The sequence below is a fragment of the Pseudomonas svalbardensis genome, from assembly GCF_030053115.1.
GTDB classification, from domain to species: domain Bacteria; phylum Pseudomonadota; class Gammaproteobacteria; order Pseudomonadales; family Pseudomonadaceae; genus Aquipseudomonas; species Aquipseudomonas svalbardensis.
The window spans coordinates 4,985,231-5,008,028 of record NZ_CP125619.1 but is presented as its reverse complement, the minus strand read 5'-3'; the positions used below and the strand labels follow the sequence as shown (position 1 = coordinate 5,008,028).

12 protein-coding genes are annotated in these 22,798 nt (G+C 58.9%); 6 read left to right on the top strand and 6 right to left on the bottom strand.

Features of this window, described 5'->3' with window-relative positions; translation table 11 throughout:
- Positions 1 to 64: 64 nt before the first annotated feature.
- From QFX16_RS23090 to QFX16_RS23075, 4 genes are all read right to left on the bottom strand, one after another.
- Positions 65 to 2,905, bottom strand: a complete 2,841-nt coding sequence (locus QFX16_RS23090; RefSeq protein WP_283181484.1) for an RHS repeat domain-containing protein — start codon at positions 2,903 to 2,905, stop codon at positions 65 to 67.
- A 3-nt stretch (positions 2,906 to 2,908) separates the two neighbouring features.
- Entirely contained in the window at positions 2,909 to 5,677 is a 2,769-nt protein-coding gene (locus tag QFX16_RS23085) for an RHS repeat domain-containing protein (RefSeq protein WP_283181483.1), read from the bottom strand.
- Positions 5,674 to 10,227 (bottom strand): SpvB/TcaC N-terminal domain-containing protein, encoded by a 4,554-nt coding sequence (locus tag QFX16_RS23080; RefSeq protein ID WP_283181482.1) that lies wholly within the window; start codon positions 10,225 to 10,227, stop codon positions 5,674 to 5,676. The genes QFX16_RS23085 and QFX16_RS23080 overlap by 4 nt, the downstream gene beginning before the upstream one ends.
- Positions 10,228 to 10,462: 235 nt before the next feature.
- Positions 10,463 to 11,986 carry a fumarate hydratase gene (locus tag QFX16_RS23075; RefSeq protein ID WP_008156025.1) on the bottom strand — a complete coding sequence of 508 codons (1,524 nt, stop codon included), beginning with the start codon at positions 11,984 to 11,986 and terminating at the stop codon, positions 10,463 to 10,465.
- A gap of 347 nt (positions 11,987 to 12,333) precedes the next feature.
- Here QFX16_RS23075 and QFX16_RS23070 point away from each other — a divergent pair, with 347 nt between their 5' ends.
- From QFX16_RS23070 to QFX16_RS23060, 3 genes are read left to right on the top strand one after another with little or no spacing between them, the layout of a single operon-like run.
- A complete protein-coding gene (locus QFX16_RS23070) occupies positions 12,334 to 13,440 on the top strand; it encodes a GGDEF domain-containing protein (protein WP_283181481.1) in 1,107 nt (368 codons plus the stop codon).
- Entirely contained in the window at positions 13,433 to 14,368 is a 936-nt protein-coding gene (locus QFX16_RS23065; protein WP_283181480.1) for an iron-sulfur-binding ferredoxin reductase, read from the top strand. Before QFX16_RS23070 ends, QFX16_RS23065 begins: the two co-directional genes overlap by 8 nt.
- Positions 14,369 to 14,395: 27 nt before the next feature.
- Positions 14,396 to 15,145: an enoyl-CoA hydratase-related protein gene (locus QFX16_RS23060; RefSeq protein ID WP_283181479.1), complete on the top strand. Its 750-nt coding sequence runs from the start codon at positions 14,396 to 14,398 to the stop codon at positions 15,143 to 15,145.
- 286 nt (positions 15,146 to 15,431) lie between these two features.
- On the opposite strand, the gene pyk is transcribed toward QFX16_RS23060, so the two are convergent.
- Positions 15,432 to 16,883 carry a pyruvate kinase gene (gene pyk / locus QFX16_RS23055; protein ID WP_283181478.1) on the bottom strand — a complete coding sequence of 484 codons (1,452 nt, stop codon included), beginning with the start codon at positions 16,881 to 16,883 and terminating at the stop codon, positions 15,432 to 15,434.
- 157 nt (positions 16,884 to 17,040) lie between these two features.
- Between pyk and QFX16_RS23050 the strand changes: the two genes are divergently transcribed.
- Positions 17,041 to 17,427, top strand: coding sequence for a tetratricopeptide repeat protein (locus QFX16_RS23050; RefSeq protein WP_283181477.1), 387 nt, complete (start codon positions 17,041 to 17,043; stop codon positions 17,425 to 17,427).
- 263 nt (positions 17,428 to 17,690) lie between these two features.
- Complete coding sequence (locus QFX16_RS23045; protein WP_283181476.1) at positions 17,691 to 18,050, top strand: PilZ domain-containing protein; 360 nt, start codon at positions 17,691 to 17,693, stop codon at positions 18,048 to 18,050.
- A gap of 157 nt (positions 18,051 to 18,207) precedes the next feature.
- Here the strand turns inward: QFX16_RS23045 and QFX16_RS23040 are convergent, their stop codons facing one another.
- A complete protein-coding gene (locus QFX16_RS23040) occupies positions 18,208 to 18,579 on the bottom strand; it encodes a DUF6124 family protein (protein ID WP_283181475.1) in 372 nt (123 codons plus the stop codon).
- 468 nt (positions 18,580 to 19,047) lie between these two features.
- Here QFX16_RS23040 and QFX16_RS23035 point away from each other — a divergent pair, with 468 nt between their 5' ends.
- Positions 19,048 to 22,482, top strand: a complete 3,435-nt coding sequence (locus tag QFX16_RS23035; RefSeq protein WP_283181474.1) for a hypothetical protein — start codon at positions 19,048 to 19,050, stop codon at positions 22,480 to 22,482.
- Positions 22,483 to 22,798 lie beyond the last annotated feature (316 nt).

Here is a 22,798-nt window from a genome sequence, read left to right as displayed (position 1 = left end):
TACGGGCGCGCACCATAACATGTCGCCGCGTTTGGACAGAGTTGCCAGTGTAAAGCTCATACGTTTATGCAGCGACTTTACCGCTGTTTCTGTGAACTCGAATAGTCTTCACGAAACTGTACAGCGTGCCGGTGATTTTACCCGTTTCCTTATCCAGACTTCGAATATCGATCCCATTGATACTGGTGACGGAAAGGGCGTCGGCATACTCGTGAATGCTATCCATGCTCGACTCAATAGCGTCTGCGAGCCCGAGAATACCTTTTTCGAACTCATCCATTTTTTCGCTTGATTTCTCGTTGCTGGCCCCAATTGCTTCATTAAATATTTCGGGTAACCCCAGTATGACGCCTACGCCACTGCTGATTGCGCTCACTGCTTCCGAAGGAAGTCCTGTCAGCGTTGCCTTCAATATTTCACTGGAGGCAAGAGCAGTGGCTTCTTTTGTAAGTTTCAACCCCGACTTCTGAGAGCCGAAGTTCATGTTCTGATATTTTGCTTTTAAATATTCACCCGGATTCATCTGCTTATATTCAGCTTTCTGTATTATTTTTTTCGGCGTCAGTCTTGTGGTTTTCAAGTTTACTGACGCGCTCAAGCCTGTTCTTTCAGCAACGTAGTCCACGAGGCCGCTGACTGCAATTTTGGCACCGAACCCTAACCCTGCACCCACCAGGTTACCGACACCAGGGGCCACTATGCCCAAGGCCTGGGCCCCGATGCCGACGGCAAGCCCCACGCCATAACTGATGGCTTTACCTGCCACCAGCACCATCGCTCTGCGCGTCGCCGCAAGCGCGATGTCTGAACCTGAGCCCATCGTGCTGAGCTGCTGGCCGGCATCTCGCGTTCGGCGTTTGGTAATCCCGAGTATTTCTATATGACGAGTCACTTGCTTGTTCATTTGGTGTTTTAAACGGCGTGTCGCTAACTCTTGGCCGTTTTTGGCGTAGCTGGCGTTTTCCGAGACAATCATCCGGTCTACCCCCGCGTTGAAGTCAGCCATACTCGGCCATTTGACTTCGCCATTGATGTCGACGTAACAGATTGGATTGTTCCCCACAAACCCATACAGATTCAGCCCATCCACATCCCCCGCGGGGTCGGCACTGACCCAGCGCTGCAACCACGGCGCGTAATAGCGCGCGCCGTAGTAATACAGCCCGCTGTCATCCATTTCCTTGCCCGAATAGCGGACGGTTTTGTAGTCGACGTCCACCTCGATACCTCGTGCGAACCACGCAGTGGCGCCGAACGGGTAATAACCTTCCTCGCTGATCACCTGCGCCTGTTGATCGAGCTCCAGCGTGCAGGAACCCAAATGATCGTCGAGGCTGTAGCGCAATTGATCGGCGGCGATTTTTGCGGGTTTGCCAGTGAGCCAGTGCAGGCAACGCACGCTGCCGTGCCCGCCGGGTAGGGTGATCACGTGCAATTCTTCGCCGCTGTCGCGGGTGCGGATTTCCAGCCCCGGCAGGTAGATCACCTCCTGGAAGTGGCTGAGCGAGGACGTGTGGGTTTCATGGCGTTTGTACACACGCACGCCTTGGCTGTAGCGGTAAAACTCCTGGTCATCGGGTCCATTGTCGCGTTGGACCAGCGTGACCGAATCCAGCTGATCCAGACCGGTCCACTGCAAGGCTTTGCCCGGCTGCAAGTCCTGGAGATTGCCGTGGAGGTCGAACAAATCGGAAAAAACCGGAGCAGGATCTCCTTCTTTCCAGCGCACGCCGCGGTTGCTGCCGGGGTCGATGAACATCTGGCGAGTCTGCGAAGCGCCCGCACGCACGTGACGCAGTTCGATCAGGTTGCCGCCGTGATCGTGTTCATAGTGTTGCGTGTAGTTGAGCCGATTGTTCGGATCCCCGGGCAGGGGCCGCCCCGGAACATCCGACGGCGGCGCATCGTCGTAACCGCTGGCGCTGATCAGTCGGTACAGCGAGTCATAGGTAAAGTCGCGATGGCCGTCCATCAGCTGGTTGGCGAAAAAAGTCGGTTGGAAGGCGTGGTCTTCGAGGCGGATGATGTTGCCAACGCGGTCGTAGAAATATTCGAAATCTTGCAGCGCTGGCTCGGCGTTTTTTTGCGCTCGCTGCATGGACAGGCGCCCATCGGCCGGGTCGTAGGTCCAGGTGCTGAGCACGTCATTGCCGGCCCGTTGTTCGGTGATCTGGCCAGCGGCGTTGTACTGTGCGTCTTTGAGAACCGTCTGCACGTTCGGGTTGCCTTTTATCCGCAGCTCAACCTGCTTGAGCTGACCGGCAAGGTCGTAACGCAACTGTTGCTGGTGATCACCGGCATCGGTCTGGCTCAACACCGTGCCAAGCGGGCTGTACATTCGGCTGCTGCGGTAGGGCTGACCCTCGGCCAGGGTTCGGGTTTCGCGCAGGGGCTGCCCCAGCAGGCCATAGCTGTCGAGACTCAAGGTGCCAGAGCGGTCGAGCTGCTGGCTCAGCTGACCGCGCAGGTTGAAAGCAGGATCGGCGGAGGCATCGGCATAGGTAAAGGTTTCGACGTTGGGCTCGCCGTTTTCCTCGATGCTGAGCGGGCGCAACAGAGCGTCGTAGGTGGTGCGCCAATGACTGCCACGTTGGTCCCAGCGCTGAAGCGTTTCCCCGGCCAGTCCGGCCAGGCTCAAGCGCCAGCCGGCGTCGACAGAATCTACCTTCAACCGCTCGCCGGATAAGCGGTATACCGTGATCAGGTTGGGGACGACACCGAACAGTCGCGGGTCCGATTGCTCAAGCAATCTCCCGGCGGCGTCGTAGTGCTGGCGGGTGATCAGTGTTTCCACGGGGCCGGCAGCGACCTTGCGCAAGTACTTGATCTGGCGAATCGGTAAACCTCTGCCGTCATGGGTGGTGATGTCAGGCGTGCGTCGATGCACAGACTCGCTAATAGTCATCGATCAACCTCCGGCCGCTTTTTTCGCTGCTTTTTGTGTGAGGTGATTGCCGTATCTTTTTAACGTGACTTTCGTATTGTTAATGTCACTCAGTGCTCGTTCCTTAAAGGGTTGTAGCTTCGCCTGCCTGACCATTCTTGAGTTTTCGGTGCCCACTCGTCCGAGTCCAAGGTCAATCAGGAAGTCCAGACCGTGATGGCTTTCGTCATAGAATTCTCTAATACCCAGCTCTGCAAAGTTCGCATTGATCATGGCGGCAACGGTGAGGGTCGCTTCGCTTAACTGCTCCAGCGTCGACTCGATCTCATTAAGTTCCTGTGTGAACAGGCCTTCTTCGGCCCTGCTTCCATCCTCGGCCACTTTTGCCATTGCAATGGCTTCTCCCACCCCCGGTATATAAGCACCGGCCGTTCTGGACACCAACGCGATAGAGTTTTCCATCAGTTCATCGCCTGTCGGTTCATGAAAAAACGGGGTGCTCGTCTGTGTTAAACCGGCTTTTTCTTTGAGGGCGTCAGCGCTGAAAGCAGAAGAATCCGGTACCACCGGCGTATTGAGATTCAAGGGGCTCATCAGGGTTGCATACAACCCGGTGCTTGCATCGGCGACCTGGTTGCCTAACAACATTCCGGACAGGGCGCCAGACATATGCGGATTGGCGTTGCTGAAGTTGGGAAACGCACCAGATGCTTCGCCGGCAGCATTGAATGACGTGAACCAGCCGACAGGAATACTGCCGACTTGATAGATAAAATTCTTCAGAATGTTCAATCGGAATGCAGCCGGATGGGAAAGATTACCGAGCTGCTTGTCCAGGGTGTTCATTTCATGGTGAACACTGGATAGAAATTTGAAGCCACTGATGATTTCACTCTTCAACTCGCTGGGTTTTTTGCTTTCACCACTGTCATCGAAGTAATTCAGGGGATTGTTCCCGACAAACCCATACAAATTCAGCCCGTCCACATCCCCCGCCGGGTCGGCACTGACCCAGCGCTGCAACCACGGCGCGTAATAGCGCGCACCGTAGTAATACAGCCCGCTGTCATCCATTTCCTTGCCCGAATAGCGGATGGTTTTGTAGTCGACGCCCACCTCACTGCCGCGCGCGAACCAGGCCGTGGCGCCGAACGGGTAATAACCTTCCTGGCTGATCACTTGCGCATCATGATCGAGTTCCAGCGCGCAGGACCCCAAGTGGTCATCGAGGCTGTAGCGCAATTGATCGGCGGCGATGTTGGCGGGTTTGCCGCTGACCCAGTGCAGGCAACGCACGCTGCCGCGTCCGCGGGGTAGGGTGATCACATGCAATTTTTCGCCGCTGTCGCGGGTGCGGATTTCCAGCCCCGGCAGGTAGATCACGTCCTGGAAGTGGCTGAGCGATGACGTGTGGGTTTCATGGCGTTTGTACACACGCACGCCTTGGCTGTAGCGGTAAAACTCCTGGTCATCGGGGCCATTGTCGCGTTGGACCAGCGTGACCGCTTCCAACTGGTCCAGGCTGTTCCACTGCAAGGCTTTGCCCGGTTGCAAGTCCTTGAGGTTGCCGTGAAGGTCGAACAACTCGGAAAAAACCGGAGCAGGATCTCCCTCTGTCCAACGCACGCCACGATTGCTGGCAGGGTCGATGAACATCTCGCGAGTCTGCGAAGCACCCGCACGCACGTGACGCAGTTCGATCAGGTTGCCGCCGGGGTCGTACTTGTAGTGTTGCGTGTAATTGAGTCGATTGTTCGGGTCGCCGGGCTGGGGCCGGCCCGGAATGTCCGACGGCGGGGCATCGTCGTAACCGGTGGCACTGGTCAGCCGGTACAGCGAGTCATAGGTGAAGTCGCGGTGGCCGTCGATCAGTTGGTTAGCGAAGTAAATGGGTTTGAAGGTGTGGTCTTCGATGCGAATGATGTTGCCGATGCGGTCGTAAAAATACTCCAGGTTTTGCAGCGCCTGTTCGGCGTTTTTTTGCGCACGTTGCGTGGACAGGCGTCCATCGGCCGGGTCATAGGTCCAGGTGCTGAGCACGTCATTGCCGGCGCGTTGTTCGATGATCTGGCTGGCGGCGTTGTACTGCGCGTCTTTGAGAACCGTCTGCATGTTCGGGTTGCCTTTTATCCGCAGCTCAACCTGCTTGAGCTGACCGGCAAGGTCGTAACGCAACTGTTGCTGGTGATCACCGGCATCGGTCTGGCTCAGCACGGTGCCGAGCGGGCTATAAATTCGGCTGCTGCGGTAAGGCTTGCCCTCGACCATTCGGGTGTCGCGCAGGGGTTGTCCGAGCAAACCGTAGCTGTCGAAGCTCAAGGTGCCGGAGCGGTCGACCTGCTCGGTCAATTGGCCGCGCAGGTTACGGGCGGGATCGGCAGAGGCGTCAGCGTAGGTAACGGTTTCGACGTTCGGCTGGCCGTTTTCCTCGATGGCGAGCGGGCGCAACTGAGGGTCGTAGGTGGTGCGCCAATGACTGCCACGTTGATCCCAACGCTGAAGCTCTTCCCCGGCCAGCCCGGCCAGGCTCAAGCGCCAGCCGGCATCTACAGAGGAGACCTTCAGCGGCTCGCCGGAAAGTCGGTAGGTCGTGCTCAGGTTGGGCACGATACCGAACAGGCGCGGGTCCCATTGCTCGAGCAGTCGTCCGGCGGCGTCATGCCGTTGTCGGGTAATCAGGGTTTCCAGTGGCTCGCCGATGACCTTGCGCAAGTAGGCGATCTGGCGAATCGGTAAGCCCCGGCTATCAATGGCCGTCACATTCGGGGTCCGCCAATGGACGGTGGTTGTCATGGCTTGCCTGCCTTCAGCTCACTTTCAGGCGGCGCAACGTAGGTGTCATTAAAGTCCAGGCTGGTGGAGTACCAGGGATGGATGATCTCGAGCGCGACATCTCCTTTGGCGTTGATGACTTTGTTCAGGCGACCCAGCACGTCGTAAAAGTTCTGATCGTGATGGCCGAACTCACGAAAAGAGTGGTCATTGATATAGCGGTGCCCATTGGCGAAGTAAGGGCGAAACGCCCGAACGGCCAACCCCTTGTTGTTGTATTCCACACGTTCGCTGACGCGCCAGCGCGGATCGGCGTGCGCAATTTTTGGCTTGCCGTCTTCAATCACCAGCTCACCGTTTTCCACCACAAAAGCCTGTCCCGGCTCGACCAACTGTTTGGTCTGCAGTGGCCGGCCGAAACCATCCACGAAAGCTTTGACGATCTGGATTTGTTGCAGCTCATCATCCCAATAGCGGTCAGCGGTGAGAACGACGCTGTGCACCGGTTCGCGAGGAACCGTGTGGATCAGGTCGAGCAGCGCTTGTTCAGGCCCGGTCAGGGACTTGAGCCGGGACAGGCGACGGCGGGCGCTGGCGCAAATGTGCAGACTTGGCAGCACGTAGCCTTGTGCGACCCAGGTGGTCAGCCAGTCAGGTGTCTGCCTGACGGAATGGGGAAGTTCGCCCATCCAGCTGAACAGGTCCTTGCGCAATACGCTGGCCGCTTTTTTCAGGGCGCCTTTCGGATCTTCGATGGCAGGGTCCGGACGATGGTCCACGGGACGTACGTGTTCATCGAGGGGGCGAAAACCAACTTCTTTGTCGTCTTCAGTTCCATAAAAACTGATGGCAAGGGGTTGTCCGGACGGCTCGTAAAGGGCTTCCTCGACATTGTCATTGGCATCGATGCTGCGCATGAGTTGCAGCGCGTGATAGTCATATTCGAAACGGGCTTCGCACCCGTCCGGCTGCGTGATGCTTTTCGGCAGCAGACAGTAGGCGTCGTAGCGGGCTGTCGTGATGCCGTAACTGGGCGTTTCGTTGTACGCCATCACTTTGTAAAAACTATCGAACTCGCCGTACTTGGCAAAACCATACCGGGACGACCATAGATTTCTCTCCTTGTCCTCTTCCTTGTCTGCCTCCTCGTCTATCCCCAGCACCAGAGGCATGGCCGAATAGCCGATATTTTCCAGTTCGTCCCGAATAACGAGCGACGGCACTGTGTCGTAGGCTTGCAGTGCTGTCTTGTCCAGTTGGGCGAGTTCCAACGGTGCCCTCAGAGCTTCGAAATCGGCTTTGCCATCGGCAAGTACGGTTCGATCGTCAGTCTTGAGGTAGCGATGTACCGACTGCGTGGTCAGTAGCCGCTGAGCGGCCCATTCGGGCGAGGCGTACAGCTCGATAAACCTTTCATGGGAGATATCTGCCGGGGTAAGTCCTGCGGGTGCCGTTCCCTTGGGCAAGACCATTGCGTTGCCCCGTTGCAGATAGGGCAGACCCAGTCGCCAGCCTTGCAGGTCCTCCTTCAAGTGAACGAACTCGGCGCGGGTTTCGCTCAGGTAATAAGACTGCTGTGCCGGATCGTGGGCATCAAGCCACCATTTCTGTTCATCGACATCGTCAAAGGGCGGTTCATCGCTGGCGGTTCTACGCCGTGCATAACTGACCGTGATGGCATGCACAGGCAGACCGAACTCGTCATGGCCCAAGGTGAGTTCATGTCGGCACAGAGGGTCGTTCATGAAGCGCTCGTACTGGTAGCTGATCTTCTCCAGTTGCAAGGGCAGCATAATCGGGTAAGCGTCATGGTCTCCTTTTTTGCGCAGTTCGCGGACCTTGTAACGACTTTCCTCCACCGCGAACGGCACCGCCGTGGACAGGTCATCGTCGCCAGCGTAGGTCTCCACGCGCAACACTGAACCTGCAAGGGCGCGGGCGATTTCGTGGGCGGTGGCTTCATCGGGCGGCGGGATCGGGTCATCGAAAGCGTCGTTGCGGTGATACTGGCAGAACAGCGTGGGTTTCAAATCACACGCTTCGGAGTCACGGTTGAAGTAGCCATCGCGTGGCAGGTCGATCTTCCGTCCGGTGTGAAACCAGGTGCAGACCAGCGCCGGGGCGGTAAAGCCGATGTCGTCTTCACGGGCGCTTGTTTCGCTGTCGGTCTGGCGTAGCAGGCCAAAGCCGCGAAACTCGCGGTTCCGGCCATCGTAGTAACCGTGCAAATACTGGAAAAACTGGTTCAGGCGATTGCCGGTGATTTCATCGAGCTGGCTTTGTTGCTTGACCACGGGCACCGGGAACGGCAAGTAGGAAATCGGGAAACGTTTGAGCTTGAGTATCCGATGCTTTTCATCCAGCCATTCCTGCGCCGAACTGCGATACACCACCTGGGTACTGCAACCCATGTTGTTGTTACTGGCGACCAGCATGTAAGGCTTGGTGCTGACGAAATCGTAGCGCCAGTGCCGTGGTTTCATGTGCGGCACGGTCAAAATCAGGCTCGCGCAACCCAGGCCTTGCAGGTCGGCGAGGGTGACCTGGCACAGGTTGTCGTAACGGATGCCGTCGGGCCAACGGACCGTGACGGGGATCTGCTCCAGACCATTGCCACCGTGATTCAAATAGATCTCGAAACAGTCGGACTTCAGATAAATCAGTGCCGGTGCGCCGGAGCCGTCGAGGTCGGCAATCCGCACCCGCGCCGCGTCGAATGTCGCGTAATCGAAGGGCAGGGCACTCATGACAAAACCTTTGCCGAACAGACCGTGACCGAGGTTCGGCCAGCATCTGATTTCGTCGTGCCGGATGCGGCACAGCTCGGTCATGTCACTGCCCAGCAAGTTACCCAGCATCACCAGTTCGCTGCGTGAATTGCTGAACAGCGGCAGGCGATCGGTCTCCGGTTTGTGCTCGACGTCCTGGCCCGGCGCGAAACCTTCCTCACGCCGATTGGCGTACAGGCGCACGCTCCGGGGACCGATCAGCGCCATCGAGCTGAGCCCGTCGCCCATCAAGTCGCCAGACTGTGAAAGCGTGTGGAAGAACTCCACCGGGAACGCTGTAAAGGGAATGAACCCTGACCAGCTGCGATCGGGGTTGAGCGTATGGAAACCGCTCATGCCGGGTGAGGCGAGGATCCAGTCGAGCCGACCGTCGCCGGTCAGATCGGTCAACGCCTGATAGCTCGGTTGATTGCGATTGGCCACGGGAATTCGGGACAGTTCTGTCCATGGGCCGTAGTGGATGTCATCCGCCCCCGTCAGCGCGCGCAAGGGTTCGCGGTAATACCAGCTCTGGTCGTAACGACAGATAAACCCCGGCACGCCTTCACCGAACAGATCGACGCATTGGTGGTGCGCGCCGTCCTCGATGCCGGGCATGTTTTCGAAGGGGAAGAACGGGCTCGACTGCTGATTGAGTTCGAAGCCTGAATAGTCGAATTCCACCGGTGGCATATTTTCCACGGCGCCGCTGGCGTCGTACGCCTGATAGTGCGCCGCCACCAGTTGGGTGTACGCCAAGGGAGTCGTTTGGTACTGCAGCAGCAATCGTCGAATCAGCGCCGGCTTTTGATCCGGTTTTGCTGGGAAATGGTGAAACATCAAAACCTGATGGCACAGGCGTCGGGTGCCCAGTTCGAAACCATAGGTGTAGCTATGGAAGGGATCGTCGCGCAACTGCCACTCACCATAACCCTCGCCGGGAGTATCGAACGGAGGGCCGTAGAGCGGTTTCTTTTCCAGATCTCGGGTCCGTTCGCCGTAGTCGAACACCAGGTGGAAATGCCAGCCCAGGTTTGCCGGGTTTTCTACCGTCCAGGCGTACAAGTCTTTGCTGGCCAGGGCATTGCCGTAATACACCCGGTGCAGAAAACGCTGGGCACGATAGTCGTGCGGGTCATCCGGGGAGTGAGTCTGATCTTCGGGCTTGTAGTCGAAACAGATGTGTTCGCCATGGGGGGTCATGCTTTCGAGCAGCAACCACACACCGATACGCGGTGGCGCGTCAGGGGTGGCCGGGTCGACAGGCTCGGCACGGCGCGAAGCGTCGGTTTTACCGTACACATGCAGGCTGCCATTGGCTCCGTGTACCAGCCAGAAGGGCGGTTTTTCATCCGGTTGCCAGAGCTCGATCAGGTCGAACGAACTCTCGATCCGCGGCCAGTAGCGCACCACGCTGTGCTCGCCAATGGGGAGCTCGCGGTATCGAGTCTCGATTCTGGACTTGGGCTTGCCCTTGTCATCCAGTTCGGGCATCAACTCCTCGCCACCGGGGCCGACCATGATGTCGGTGGCGAGGTAATCGGGCACACCCTTGCTGGTCCGGCGAGTGATGGCACTGACACCCAAACGCCAGCCAATGCCGAACGGACCGTTACCGCCCTGGCTGTCATAGCTCAGCGCCATGGCGGGATCGAAACCGCGCCCTGCTGAAAGGGGCAGCGGCAACTCGAACGAGGCACTGCCCGTCACGCCGACCGATCCCCAGCTTTTGCCAATCGTGGCAATGGAAGCACTCTTGGCGATGGAGGGCTCGGTGATGCTCAGGGAGGCTTGCTCTTCCATGGGGCTGATCCTGTGTCGACTTTGCGCTCTCCCGTGGTATCGGAATTGCGTGATGAAGCAACGCTAACAAGATCAAGGTGCTGCGTGACCTGTCAGATGTGACAGGTAAGGCCTGTATTTTTAGACCGAATAAGATGGACGACACGACGCTTTATCGCGAATGGTAAAAGCGGTGCCAAAAAAAACGGCCGGATCATCTAAAAGATGACCCGGCCGTATTGGCAAGCTGAAGCGTTTACTGCACTTCTACCGCCAGGCTTTCACTGATCTTTTTCTGCCAGATGGCAGGACCGGTGATGTGTACCGACTCACCCTTGCTGTCGACCGCAACAGTCACTGGCATGTCTTTGACGTCGAACTCGTAGATCGCTTCCATGCCCAGTTCGGCGAAAGCCACCACGCGGGATTTCTTGATGGCTTGTGCCACCAGGTAAGCCGCGCCGCCCACTGCCATCAGGTAAACGGCTTTGTGGTCCTTGATCGCTTCGATCGCGGTCGGGCCGCGCTCGGATTTGCCGATCATGCCCAACAGGCCGGTTTGCTCGAGGATCTGACGGGTGAACTTGTCCATCCGCGTCGCGGTGGTCGGGCCGGCAGGGCCCACCACTTCTTCGCGCACCGGATCAACCGGGCCGACGTAGTAGATGAAGCGACCCTTGAGGTCCACCGGCAGGGTTTCACCCTTGTTCAGCATCTCGACCATGCGCTTGTGCGCGGCGTCGCGACCGGTGAGCATTTTGCCGTTGAGCAGAACGGTTTCGCCCGGCTTCCAGCTCTGCACGTCTTCCGGGGTCAGGGTGTCGAGGTTGACGCGACGGGCCGACGGGCCGGCTTCCCAGACGATTTCCGGGTAGGCGTCCAGCGGTGGCGCTTCCAGCGAGGCCGGGCCGGAACCGTCGAGCACAAAGTGCGCGTGACGGGTGGCGGCGCAGTTCGGAATCATGCACACCGGCAACGAAGCGGCGTGGGTCGGGTAATCCATGATCTTCACGTCGAGCACGGTGGTCAGGCCACCCAGGCCCTGGGCGCCGATGCCCAGTTGGTTGACCTTCTCGAACAGCTCCAGGCGCATCTCTTCGATACGGTTGGACGGGCCGCGCTTTTTCAGCTCGTGGATGTCGATGGATTCCATCAACACTTCCTTGGCCATCACGGCGGCTTTCTCGGCGGTGCCGCCGATGCCGATGCCGAGCATGCCCGGTGGGCACCAGCCAGCGCCCATTTCCGGAACGGTTTTCAACACCCAGTCGACGATCGAGTCGGACGGGTTGAGCATGGCCATTTTCGACTTGTTCTCGGAACCGCCGCCCTTGGCCGCCACGTCCACTTCCACGGTGTTACCCGGAACGATGGAGTAGTGGATAACGGCCGGGGTGTTGTCCTTGGTGTTTTTACGAGCGCCCGCCGGGTCGGCGAGGATCGAGGCACGCAGGACGTTTTCCGGCAGGTTGTAAGCCCGGCGCACGCCTTCGTTGATCATGTCGTCCAGGCCCATGGTGGCGCCATCCCAACGTACGTCCATGCCCACGCGAACGAAGACGGTAACGATGCCGGTGTCCTGGCAAATCGGGCGGTGGCCGGTGGCGCACATCCGCGAGTTGATCAGGATTTGCGCCATGGAGTCACGGGCCGCTGGGGATTCTTCGCGCAGGTAGGCTTCGTGCATCGCCTGGATGAAGTCAACGGGGTGGTAATAGGAAATGAACTGCAGGGCGTCGGCAACGCTCTGAATCAGGTCGTCTTGCTTGATCACGGTCATGAGTCGCGCTCCTCTAAAAGACGGGAACATTCAATAAGGTGCTTGCAGCTTGGGTGCATCGGTCGGTTGCAAGCACCTTTACAAGGCACGCCGGGGCTGCTGGCGCGACGCTAAAAAGGCGCGGCAGTATACCGCGCCTCGGTTCCGGGCACACCCGCCGGTAGTCAATCGTTGGTCGCATATCGAACACGATCCCTGTAGCAAGGATCAGGAAATCAGTCAGCGTTCTGACGCCAGTTTTCCGCCCTTAAAATTGAATGGTCATTTATCAGGCACGCTACTAAAGTGGCATTCGGTCTGTAGAGTAGGACACTCAAGCAGCCTCCCTTCGCACGGTGAGTCAACGATTGACCCATAACGCCATCCAGCGCTTGTTGCTCAAACGCTTTGCCCTCGCAGCCGGCACCTACGCCCTGGCTTTGCTGCTGTTGTGGCTGGCGTTTTTCACCGGTCATTACGATGAATCCCTGCCCAGCGTTGCCATCGGCAGTGCGCTGGTGGTCATCAGTCAGGCGGCGTTGTTTGCGGTGTTTTACAGCGGCTGCAACCTGCGTTATTCCGACCCCAGCCTGACCGAAGCGCAAGTGTTGCTGGGGCTGGGTTGGCAAACCTGGCTGATCGCCCATCTGGACGAGGCACGCGGCGCGTTCCTGGTGTTCTACGTGCTGATTCTGCTGTTCGGGTTGTTTCATCTTTCGCGCCTTGCCTTCTTGCGGTGCGCGCTGTTGGTGTTCGTCAGTTTCAGCGCGATCACGCTGTGGGAGGGTTACCACTTCCAGTTACCCGACCCGGCGCTGGCCGCATTGCAGGTGTGCGTGCTGCTCATCGTGTTGGTCTGGCTGGAACTTTATGCCCGTCACGTCCAGGCCTCCCGTCTACGCATGCGTCAGCGCCGATTTGCCTTGCAGGCGCATCAGGACACCCTGCGCGGGATGATGCGCCAGCTCGAAGACCTGGTGGCCACCGACGAACTGACCGGGCTGTTCAATCGCCGGCATTTCCTGCGCCTGGCCTCCCGTGAGCTGAAGGCCATGGACGCCGGTGTCATGCATGGCCTGGCGCTGATCGACCTCGACCATTTCAAACGGATCAACGACGTGCACGGCCATGCCGCCGGTGATCAGGTGCTGCAAGCCTTTGCCGCCGTGGCCACCGCCTGCTTGCGCGATGGCGATGTTCTGGCCCGTTACGGTGGCGAAGAATTCGTCGTGCTGTTGCCCGATTGCAACGCCGAGCGCTTGACCTCCTGTTGCGAGCGGCTGCGCATTGCGTTCACCGATGTAGAACTGATCGGACTCAACGTCGCCCATCTCAGCTTGTCGGCGGGCATGACGTTGCTCGAACTGGGCGACGATCTCGATGAAGCCTTGCAGCGCGCCGATCAGGCGCTCTATCGCGCCAAGCGTGACGGCCGCAATCGTTGCGCGGCGGCGTGGGAGAACGTCGATGCCTGAGTTACGGGTCGGCGAACGCCAATGGTCGGTGGCGGCGGGCAGCAACCTGCTCGATGCGTTGAATCAGAACGGCGTGTCTGTGCCCTACAGCTGTCGCGCCGGCAGTTGCCACGCCTGTCTGGTGCAATGTGTCCAAGGGCTGCCGAGTGACAGCCGCCCCGACGCCCTGAGCGCAGACCAGCGTCAGCAAGGCTGGCGCCTTGCGTGCCAGTGTCAGGTGGTCGAGGACTTGCAGGTGCACACCTTCGATCCTCAGCAGGATGGCCGCCCGGCCGAGGTGGCGGCTGTCGATTGGTTAAGCGCCAGCGTGTTGCGTTTGCGCCTGACCCCCGAGCGTCCGTTGCGCTATAGCGCCGGGCAGCATCTGGTGTTGTGGGCGGGCAACGTGGCGCGGCCGTATTCATTGGCCAGCCTGCCGGAAGAAGACCGCTTTCTGGAGTTCCATCTCGATTGTCGCCAGCCGGGGGAATTCAGCGACGCGGCCAGTCAGTTGAAAATCGGCGATTCGATCCACCTCGGCGAGTTGCGCGGCGGGGCCTTGCATTACGACCCTGACTGGAACACCCGAGCGCTTTGGCTGTTGGCCGCCGGAACGGGTTTGGGGCCGTTGTTCGGTATCTTGCGTGAAGCGCTACGGCAAGATCACCAAGGTGCCATTCGTGTCATTCATCTGGCCCATGATGCCGAGGAGCATTACCTGGCCAAACCCCTGCAGGCCATGGCCGCCAGCCACCCGAACCTGAGCATTGAGCTGTGGACCGCGGCCGAGTTGCCAGAGGCTTTGGCGCAACTGCGGCTTGTCTCCCGGCAAACCCTGGCCTTACTCTGCGGGGCCCCTGACAGCGTCGACGCCTTTGCCCGGCGCTTGTATCTGGCGGGATTGCCGCGCAATCAACTGCTGGCGGACGTCTTTGTTCTCCGCGGTTGAGCGCTGATTTTCGATGCGAGACCGACCATGAGCGATGCCATCCAATTTGAACGTGAGCGCGGCCTGCTGACCCTGCGCCTCAACCGCCCCGACAAGAAAAACGCCCTGACCCGCGCCATGTACAGCCACTTGGCCGAAGCGCTGAAACAGGCGGATTCCGACCCTGAAATCAACGCCGTGCTGATCACCGGTTCTACCGAGTGCTTCACCGCTGGCAACGACATCGCCGACTTCATCCAGCAACCACCGAGCAACCTCGACAGCCCGGTGTTTCAGTTCATGCTCACCCTGCTCGAATGCCGCAAACCGGTGATCGCCGCCGTGGCCGGCGCAGCGGTGGGCATTGGCACGACGATGCTGCTGCATTGCGATCTGGTGTATGTCAGTCGCGATGCGCGCCTTCGCATGCCGTTCGTTAATCTCGGGTTATGCCCGGAGTTTGGTTCCAGCCTGATCCTGCCGCGTTTGCTCGGACATGCCAAAGCCGCCGAGTTGTTGCTGCTCGGTGAAGGTTTTAGTGGTGAGCAGGCTGCGCAGTGGGGGATTGCGACTGAAGCCTTGGGCAGTGGCGAAGAGGCGCTGGCCAAGGCGCGGGAGATGGCGTTGCGTTTTGAATCGCTGCCGCCGGAGGCGGTGCGCATCAGCAAGCAATTGATGAAAGCCCCGGACCGCGAGCAGCTGCGCAAGGCAATAGAAGAAGAGGGCGCATTGTTCACTCAACGGCTGCGCTCGCCGGAGGCGATTGCGGCGTTGACCGGGTTTATTCGCAGGCATTGAAAAGCCCTCACCCCAGCCCTCTCCCAGAGGGAGAGGGAGCTGACCGAGTTGTTCTGGCGAAGTACATCGACCTGCAATATCGAGCCGAACTCAGGACCTGAAGCGCCCCCCGATCTGCTCCCTTTCCCCTCGCCCCCTTGGGGGCGGTCCGACGTTTCGGGAGGGCTGGGGTGAGGGGGGTGGATCTGCAAACCGACACAAAACTCCAGCCAAACACCTCCACACAAAAACCAAAAAAGCCCCGCCATTCACATGGCGGGGCTTTTGTTTTTCAGCGGTCGATTACTCAGACCATCGGGTCGCCAACGTGCAGGATTTTCATCCCGTTGGTGCCGCCGATGGTGTGGTAGCTGTCGCCCTTGGTCAGGATGACCCAGTCGCCTTTCTCCACTACGCCGCGCTTGAGCAACTCGTCGATCGCGGCCTGGCTGACTTGCTCAGGCGGCAGCGATGCCGGGTCGAACGGTACGGTGTAGACGCCACGGAACATCGCCGCGCGGGCCTGGGTTTCGCGGTGCGGGGAGAACGCGTAGATCGGCACCGAGGAACGGATGCGCGACATGATCAACGGCGTGTAGCCACTTTCGGTCAACGCGATGATCGCCTTCACGCCCGGGAAGTGGTTGGCGGTGTACATGGCCGCCAACGCGATGCTCTGGTCGCAGCTTTCGAAGACCTTTCCGATGCGGTGGCTGGAGGTCTTGCTGGTCGGGTGCTTTTCAGCGCCGATGCAGATGCGCGCCATGGCTTGCACGGCTTCCAGCGGGTACAAACCAGCGGCACTTTCCGCCGAAAGCATCACGGCGTCGGTGTAGTCGAGCACGGCGTTGGCCACGTCGGAAACTTCGGCGCGGGTCGGCATCGGGTTCTGGATCATCGACTCCATCATCTGGGTCGCCACGATCACAGCCTTGTTGTGGCGGCGTGCGTGCAGAATGATTTTCTTCTGAATGCCCACCAGCTCGGCGTCGCCGATTTCCACACCCAGGTCACCACGGGCCACCATGACGGCGTCGGAGGCATTGATCAGCGCGTCGAGGGTTTCGTCGTCGGCCACGGCTTCGGCGCGTTCGATCTTCGCCACCAGCCAGGCCGTACCGCCGGCTTCGTCGCGCAGTTGACGGGCGTATTCCATGTCGGCCGCGTCACGCGGGAAGGACACCGCGAGGTAGTCGACCTGCATCTCGGCAGCGAGCTTGATGTCGGCCTTGTCTTTTTCAGTCAGGGCCGGAGCGGTCAGGCCGCCACCGCGACGGTTGATGCCTTTGTGGTCGGACAGCGGGCCGCCGATCAGCACGGTGCAATTCAGCTCGGTGGCATTGGCGGTATCAACGCGCATCACCACGCGACCGTCGTCGAGCAGCAGCTCGTCGCCCACGCCGCAGTCCTTGACCAGATCCGGGTAGTCGATGCCGACGACGGACTGGGTGCCTTCGGTCAGAGGATGGCTGGTGGAGAAGGTGAATTGATCACCGATCTTCAGCTCGATCTTCTTGTTGGTGAATTTGGCGATACGGATTTTCGGGCCTTGCAGGTCACCCAGCAAGGCGACGAAGCGGCCGTGCTTGGCAGCGAGGTCACGCACCAGCTTCGCGCGAGCCTTGTGCTCGTCGGGGGTGCCGTGGGAGAAGTTCAGGCGGGCGACGTCCAGGCCAGCCAGAATCAGCTGTTCGAGAACTTCCGGCGAGTTACTGGCCGGGCCAAGGGTAGCGACGATTTTGGTGCGACGGACGGACATGCATAGACTCCTGAGTTCAAGCGCTGAGTGAGGCTACTATGGTCTCCGGTTGTAGTCATTGTTCATATGCACTACTTATTCGTTTGTTTATTGAAACGAACATTCCTGAAGATTTCGCGTCACGGGTCGATACAGAGCTCAAGACAGGAGATCCCCCATGCGATTCGTGCTCATTGCCGCCCTTGCCATCAGTGCCCTCAGCGTCACGGGCTGCACCCGTTGGTCAATGAACCATCATTTGAATAACGCCTACAGGGCCTACGACCGCGGCAACTGCGAGCAGGTCATGCTTGAACTGTCCAAAGTCGAACGCGCCAGCCGAGCTCGGCCTTACGTGTGGCCGGAAGCATCGATGATGCGCGGCTTGTGCCTGGAACGGCAGAAACTGTTTGTCGATGCGGCGCAAACCTACCAGTTCATCATCGCCTCGTACCCGCAAAGTGAATACGCCTACCGCGCCCGCGCCCGCCTGGAAACCTTGCAGTCGCTGGGCCACTATCCGCTGCGCAGCGCTGCTGCGGTCGTGCGCCCGACGCGGTTCTGATTGTCGTCGTTGTTCAAAGGCTGGCTCACCGGCAGTGGTGAGCTATAGTCGAATAGATCGGTTTAGAGCCTTGCCTCTAATCGAGGTAACACCTGTGATCGGCAGGAGTAAGCGACAGCGGCTTTATGGACTGTCGCACCGGGATCGGGGAGAGCGCGCCTATGTCTATGCCTTTCTATAAGAAATAGAAGCAGAAATAGAAGCAGGCCCGTTCCGAAGCATTAGTGCGGCCCTGCTTAAGGGCCTTGCTGGGCCATTTGCGCATGTTTACTGACCGCCGGATCGAACGGCATCAACTGCCGTATTTTCTAAGAGTGTTCAACAGCGTCACCGACAAACCCATCGGCTTTCTGGGCAACGTGTCCGAAGACGGGCTGATGCTGATCAGCCAGTTGCCGATGATGATCGGCGCCGATTTCGATTTGCGCCTGAAAATCCCCGCCAGCAACGGCTGCATGCAGGTCATTGATCTTCAGGCGTGTTGCTTGTGGTGCCATGAAGACACGACCCCTCACCACTATGACGCCGGGTTCAGCCTGCAACGGGCACCGCCGGAGTATGGGCAACTGGTCAGCGCCTTGAAGCGATACTTCAGTTTTCAGCCGTTGCCTGCCTCTGCTTGAGGGTTGTGGCGTTTCTACTATTGCTATCGCGAGCAGGCTCGCTCCCACAGTTGAATCGATGTTGAGTACAAGATTTGTGCACACCGCAGATCCAATGTGGGAGCGAGCCTGCTCGCGAAAGCGACCGATCAGGCAACAACGATTGAACGGCTAAACGCTACGCCGTCTTGATCGCCATCTCGTTCTCCAGCGACCTCTCCACCAGCAACAACCCCAACTCACTCAACTGATAAATCGCCATCGCCAGATGTCGCGGCTTGTCATCCAGGCTTTCAGCCAGGTCGAGCAGCAGAATGCTGACTGACGAAAAGGTTTCGTAGGTCTGGATGATCAGGGCTTCGGCATTTGCATCGGGGACGACGGTGAACATTTCCATGGCACGGTCCTGGGATGAACGGAGGGGGTTGATATCGGGTTTGAGGTAATGGTCCAGCGCCTTGTCGGCGGCGGCGTGGAGCTTTTTTGAATCAAGGGTGGAGTAGGGGGAAACCGGGTCGGTTTCGGGGGGATTCGGTGTTGCCTTAAACATGATCATTGTTCCTTTTAGTGGAGCTGCCACCGTCTAGCGACTAAACGAGGGGTGGCGGCTGTACGCAGGTTAGTCGACCGGGAGGAACATGAAAAAACCGGCGCGCCCGAGGGCGCCCTGCGCACAGCCACCATTGAGTGCGGGGATAGGGAATACCCGACTGAATGACGCTTATGCACCTTCATGTTACCTACCGGGCGACTAAACCCGATCGCTGATTGGCAGCGACGCGGATCAAGTTACGGGGCAATACCAAGGCGCACAAGCCGGCGGATTCTGACGGATCTGTAGGCAACGGCGCAAGGTGCTGTAGCCGCGGACTGAGGCGTTGAAAACATTAGGGAAAGTGACAAGGTGTAGGCTGACCGTTCGTCGGGACTGTCATATCTGACAGGTGTTTTGCGCACTGCCTTCAGGTTTTAAATGGCTTCAATAAAGTGGCTGTACGCCTCGCATCGGAGCGCCATCATGCTGGATCAACCAGATCAACCAGATCAACCAGATCAACCAGATCAACCAGATCAACCAGACACTAATGTTTCTGAGCAGGACGCGACGCTAAGTAGGGACACAATTGGCAAGCCGGTGATTCTTCATCCAACTAGAGATACCGCCGTCTCCGGTCCTTTGGTTATTGCCTGGGGCAAAGGGCTAACCACCGATGATCCGGTTCAGGTATTTGAAATAGTCGATAACAAGCGTGTGCTGGTGGCGGTGGGGAGGGCACTCAATCTGTCTTGGTCGGCGGAATGGATCTCGACCACAAGCTCGAGAGTGAAGACGATTGTCGTCACATCCCCCGGCTCTGAATATGAAAGTGATTCCGTCACCTTTCCGTACAAGTACGAGGCGCGCAACATCGAGCCCCCGGTAATCGACAGTCATCAGAACGGCGATTTAGTCGACAGGAACTTGGTGATTGAGGGCACTGGGCTAAGTAGCGCCTATGTTCAGGTATTTCAGGACTTAACAGAAAACCTATTAGGTGTTGCGGTCGTGGGGGCGCTCGATGGCGAACCCAAACGCTGGATGACGATACTCTTCAATCTCCCCCCTGGCATGTTCAGCCTCACGGCAATGCAGATACTTATGTTGAACGGATCACCGCCCGGCATACCACTGACGCTCAGAGTCCGCCCCCCCAAGTTACAGCGACCCACTGTCACGTACCCATCGTTTGCAACAGTAAGGTTCTCGGGGGCCGGGCACACGGAAGCTCTGGTCGAGATTTTCTATTCTGGTGGGGGGGGAGGCGTTCAAGCTCAAGGTACCGTGGTTGATGACAACTGGACGGCGGAAAAATCCAACTGGCTGCCGGGCACTTATTCAATGGCTTTACGGCAAAGCGTCTCCGACGGGGTGGGCGGTCGGATCTATTCCGAGTGGGGGGCAGGGATCCCCGTTGACGTTCCCGTGCCCGCCCCGACCGTAAACACACCCACCCTGGATGGACAAATCCCGACGTTCACCGGGCGAGGCAACGTCTGGACGGGGCAGACCGCTGCCAGGATCGAAGTCCGGCTCAACGGCGGCACTCATAACTCTCTGCCGCTAACAGATGTGACCGCTAGCGGTGGATGGACCGTCAAGGCTACTGCCAGGTTGGCCCCCGGTACTTACACGGTCACTGTCTGGCAGTGGATGAACCACCTCTTGTCCATTGAGGTAAAAGCGCCCAATCTGATCATCAAACCTGACCTCCCGAGCTTCTCCAAACCGGATGCCGACGTGTCCGTGGCGGTGGAGACAGAATTCGTGGGCGCCACCTGGCCGAATGCCGATGTCGTCGTGCGCTACAAGGATGGGTCGACGATAAAGGCGCTCAAGTCCAACCTCACGACAGGGGAGTGGAGTTTTAACGTCACGCTGACGTCTCCCGGTCGGGTCACCGTTCAGGCACAAGCGACGTTTGGCGGACAGGTATCCGGCTGGAAGGATCACACCTTCACGGTCAAAACCCCGGTGCCGGGCATTACTTACCCGCAGAACAATGACGAGGTGGGTTTCAAACTCATCGTCCGGGGCACGAACGCTTTCCCGGGCAGCACAATCAAGGTGTTCGACGCTACGAGCAGCAACAAGGTGTTGGGGCAAACGACCGTAACGACCGCAGGTGCCTGGGCGGTTGAGCTCGACAAGGAGTTCGAGAAAGAGGGGCCGCAGGTCATCTATGCCGTGCAACAGTTCGGGACGTATGCATCCGAACGCAGTGTCCAGAGAACCTTCAACGTCAAGGTGGCGGTGCCGATCATCACTACGCCCGCTGCCAATGGCCGATTTGCTCGCAGCAGCGAGGTGGCGGGCATCGGTATACCCGAAGCGTTGGTCACGCTGAAGATTGGCAGCACGGAGATTGCATCGGGCATTGTGGTGGGCGCGGATGGCCATTGGCGCCGGACTGTGAACCTGTCGACCGTGGGCTCGACAACGATGGTGGCCGAGCAGAGTTACAAGGGCGGGAAGCGGCCCAGTATCGATCGTGTGTTCACCGTCGTACCGAATGCGCCGGTGATCGAAAGCCCGAGCGGGGGCGAATTCGTCACGCCAGCGTGGGTAGTGGCGTCCGGGGCGGGTTATCCCGGCGATACGGTGATTGTGACGCGGGATGAACACTGGTACGACATCGGTAGTTTTGTGGTGGATGAGCATGGTTACTGGTCTGGCAAATTGACCCATACGCTGGGAGGGGCAGATCCTTACTTGTATCGTGCACGCAGTACCCTCAATGCCGTGGTGTCGGACTGGAGTGTCGCCAGCGTGACGTTGCTCGCTGCCGGGCCGACCCTTTACGAACCGGCCGCCGGTGACTGGGTGGGTGCCCAACCGTTTTACCGGGGGCTGGCCACGCCGGGGGCGGTGATCATCGTTGCCTCCTGCTTCAACCCTGCGCTGGTGCTGGCGTCCACGACTGCCGATCCCAACGGGCGATGGGAGATACAGAGTTCGCAGACGTTGCCGGAGGGGGCTTGCCGGGTCGTGGTGCGACAAATCTCTGGTGGCGTCGTGTCGGAGTGGGTCGAAAGCGGGCGTTTTATGGTGGAGAAATTGCCCAGGGACTTCACGGCACCGACGATCGATTATCCAAAGCCAGGTGACCGCGTGGGGCGCAAGCCGGTGATGTCGGGCAGTGGTGTGCCAGGGGCGTATGTTCAGATTTTTAAAGCAGACCACCTGGCCGAACTGGCCGGTGGTTTCGTGGACCGCGAGGGGCGTTGGACGGCCAGTTTCACGGCAGCGTTGCCGGTAGGGGCGTTTACCTGTTCTGTGAGTCAGTTCCGGGATGATGTGTCGTCGGCCTTGCGGCTGCCGAACCGGACGTTCACTGTGGTTCAGGTACCCGCCAATTTTCCAGGCCCCGTCATTACCGGGCCGCAGATGAACGAACAAGTCGAAGTGCAGCCACTGATCAGCGGTACTGGCATGCCGGGTGCCCGTGTCGATGTGCACAAGCACAACAACACGACGGCCGAAGCCAGCGCCATCGTGAATGCACAGGGCGTATGGTCGCTTCGTCTGCCGGTGCTGGCTGTTGGACCGTATCAGATTGTGGCGCGACAGTTTATCGACGGCCAGCTCTCAGTCTTTTGCGGCCCGATCAGCGTCGTTGTGACAAACACAATCCGCCCCTTGGTCGTGCTCAGCCCACAGAGCAACATTCAAGTCTCCCCTCGCTCATTGATCCGCGGCATCGCATTGCCGGGGGCGACCGTGAACCTGCGCAAGAGCGGTGACGGGCAAACCAATTACGGCACGGGTGTGGCGGACGCTCAGGGGCATTGGGCGATCGTCACACGTGCGTTGCCAGTGGGCCCGTTTGTTCTTAACGGGAATGTAACCAAAGCCGGGACAGCTTCTGGCTGGATGCCGGCGAACGTCCAGTTGCGGGTGGTTAACGCGGGTTGAATGAGCGTGTCATGTCGATGCGTGAATACTCAGGCAAATGGTCGCGTCTACTGTCATTTATGACAGTAGACGCGGGGCCGGTGCAGGTATTGAATCTCCCCCACAGTGTTCGCCTTTCAAGCGCCCAGGCCGATGCACGGCGCTATCGGTCAATCAAGGAGCATGACAATGACAGGTTCCAGTCTTCGTCCCAGCCAGCAACTGCTGGTTAATCTCTTCGGTGAGGCGCGCATTGCCCGGTTGGGCACGTTGCAGACGTTCATGAACAAGGGCGGTAACGTGTTCGATCTGGTGCAGCGACGCCACGCCGATCTGT

Excerpts from the sequence above, each read along its gene's own strand:
- QFX16_RS23075 (WP_008156025.1), bottom strand. The coding sequence starts at position 11,986 with ATGACCGTGATCAAGCAAGACGACCTGATTCAGAGCGTTGCCGACGCC.
- QFX16_RS23065 (WP_283181480.1), top strand. The coding sequence starts at position 13,433 with ATGCCTGAGTTACGGGTCGGCGAACGCCAATGGTCGGTGGCGGCGGGC.
- pyk (WP_283181478.1), bottom strand. The coding sequence starts at position 16,883 with ATGTCCGTCCGTCGCACCAAAATCGTCGCTACCCTTGGCCCGGCCAGT.
- QFX16_RS23090 (WP_283181484.1), bottom strand. The coding sequence starts at position 2,905 with ATGACTATTAGCGAGTCTGTGCATCGACGCACGCCTGACATCACCACC.
- QFX16_RS23060 (WP_283181479.1), top strand. The coding sequence starts at position 14,396 with ATGAGCGATGCCATCCAATTTGAACGTGAGCGCGGCCTGCTGACCCTG.
- QFX16_RS23085 (WP_283181483.1), bottom strand. The coding sequence starts at position 5,677 with ATGACAACCACCGTCCATTGGCGGACCCCGAATGTGACGGCCATTGAT.
- QFX16_RS23045 (WP_283181476.1), top strand. The coding sequence starts at position 17,691 with ATGTTTACTGACCGCCGGATCGAACGGCATCAACTGCCGTATTTTCTA.
- QFX16_RS23050 (WP_283181477.1), top strand. The coding sequence starts at position 17,041 with ATGCGATTCGTGCTCATTGCCGCCCTTGCCATCAGTGCCCTCAGCGTC.
- QFX16_RS23080 (WP_283181482.1), bottom strand. The coding sequence starts at position 10,227 with ATGGAAGAGCAAGCCTCCCTGAGCATCACCGAGCCCTCCATCGCCAAG.
- QFX16_RS23040 (WP_283181475.1), bottom strand. The coding sequence starts at position 18,579 with ATGTTTAAGGCAACACCGAATCCCCCCGAAACCGACCCGGTTTCCCCC.
- QFX16_RS23035 (WP_283181474.1), top strand. The coding sequence starts at position 19,048 with ATGCTGGATCAACCAGATCAACCAGATCAACCAGATCAACCAGATCAA.